The organism is Pseudomonas cyclaminis, assembly GCF_015163715.1.
Classification (GTDB): Bacteria; Pseudomonadota; Gammaproteobacteria; order Pseudomonadales; family Pseudomonadaceae; genus Aquipseudomonas; species Aquipseudomonas cyclaminis.
The window spans coordinates 1-1,534 of the sequence record NZ_JADDUM010000398.1 but is presented as its reverse complement, the minus strand read 5'-3'; the positions used below and the strand labels follow the sequence as shown (position 1 = coordinate 1,534).

The 1,534-nt window shown below is 67.7% G+C and carries 1 protein-coding gene and 1 pseudogene; both read right to left on the bottom strand.

Translation table 11 applies throughout. From position 1 onward, the window contains the following. Positions 1 to 808, bottom strand: a pseudogene (locus IQK56_RS30805) (hemagglutinin repeat-containing protein); the annotation flags it as partial. Next, a partial coding sequence (locus tag IQK56_RS30800; RefSeq protein ID WP_193901993.1) for a filamentous hemagglutinin N-terminal domain-containing protein occupies positions 805 to 1,534 on the bottom strand: 730 nt, incomplete at its 5' end. The pseudogene IQK56_RS30805 and the gene IQK56_RS30800, both read right to left, overlap by 4 nt.

Below are 1,534 nucleotides of genomic sequence, written 5' to 3'. Positions count from 1 at the left end.
CGAGGATGCCGCCGTCGAGGGTCAGTTGTGCAGCGGTGACCAGCTTGCCGTTCTGATTGTTCAGGTGCTGGCGTGCGCTGACGGCCAAGTCGCCAAGGCCGCCCGATTGCACCAGACCGCCGGCGTTGTTCAGGCTGTCGGCGCTGACGCCGAGGGCGCCGCCGCTGGAAAGCGTACCGCCACTGTTGTCGAGGCTGCGTGCGACGGTCATCTGCATACCGGTGCTGCCGGTCTGCACCCACTTGCCGGCGACGTTGGACAGGTCCAGCGCGGTCACGCTGATCTGTGCCGCGCCCACCTGTGCGGCATCGCTGAGCAGGCTCTGATTGGCGTCGGCCGTGAGGGCGCCGCTTGCGGTGACGCGGCTGCGACGCAGGTCGAGGTTGCCGGTGGTGCTGGTCAACTCGACGGTCTGGGCGGACGTCTGGCTGTCACTCAGGTCGACCTGCGCGGCGCTGGCCTTGAGGGTCTGCGCGGCGAGGTTCTGGCCCTTGGCGCTCAGGGTGCCGGCCGAGGTCAGCGTCAGCGAACCACTGCTGCCGAGCTTGCCGGCGCTGTCCACGCCTGCGGCCAATGCGGAACCTGCGTGGCTGCGAATCGCCGAATTAGCGCCGGTGGCGGTCAGCGCGGCATTGCCCTGGGCGGACACGATGCCACGGTTGTCGATGTCGCCAGCGGTGTGCGCGGCCAGGTTGCCCTGGGCGTACAGCGTGCCGTCGTTGTCGATGCCCTTGTCGGCGCGGACGGTCAAGTCGGTGGCGCTGCTGATCTGGCCGTGGTTTTCGATGCGGCCGTCGCTGCCGATCACCACTTCACCGGCACTGGAACCGATCTGCCGGCGTTGCGCACACCGACGCCTGCGCCGTTGCCGACCAGGGTGATCTTGCCGGCGTACATGCCGCCCAACTGCGCCACGTCGATGGCGACGGTGGGTGTGTCGGTCGGCGCCGCGCCGGTGGTACCGGCCTTGATGGTCAAGTCTTTGGACCAGATACCCGCGTTCACCTCGACGGTGCGCGCAATGATTTCGGTGTAGTCGGCACGGCTGGCGTCCATGCCTTCGCCGCCGATGCTGACCTTGCCGCCCGAGACTTGATAGCCGCTGATCAGGCCGTTCTCGAACTGCGCGCGGCCGGTGGTCAGGGTCGCACGGTCGGCGTTGATAAACCCGCAACCGTCACAGGCGATGCCCGACGGGTTGGCAATGACCACCTGCGCCTTGGAGCCGCCCACTTCGACAAACCCGCGCAACTGGCTGGGGTTGCTCGAATTGACCTCGTTGAGAATCACCCGTGCGCTGCCGTTGGCCAGGTTGCGGTTGCCTTCGATCCAGCCGCCCAATTGGGTCTGGCTGTTGGTCACGCCGTTGTTGAGGATCACACCGCGCTTGTCCACGTCAAACTGCGTATAGGTGTTGCGCGACACGCCCGCGCCGCTCGGCCGGGTGATGTCCACCACCGTGGTGCCGTTGCCGGCGGCGCCGATGGTCGGGCGCTGGCCCGCCGGTGCGGAGCCGTCGACCACCACTTGGGCC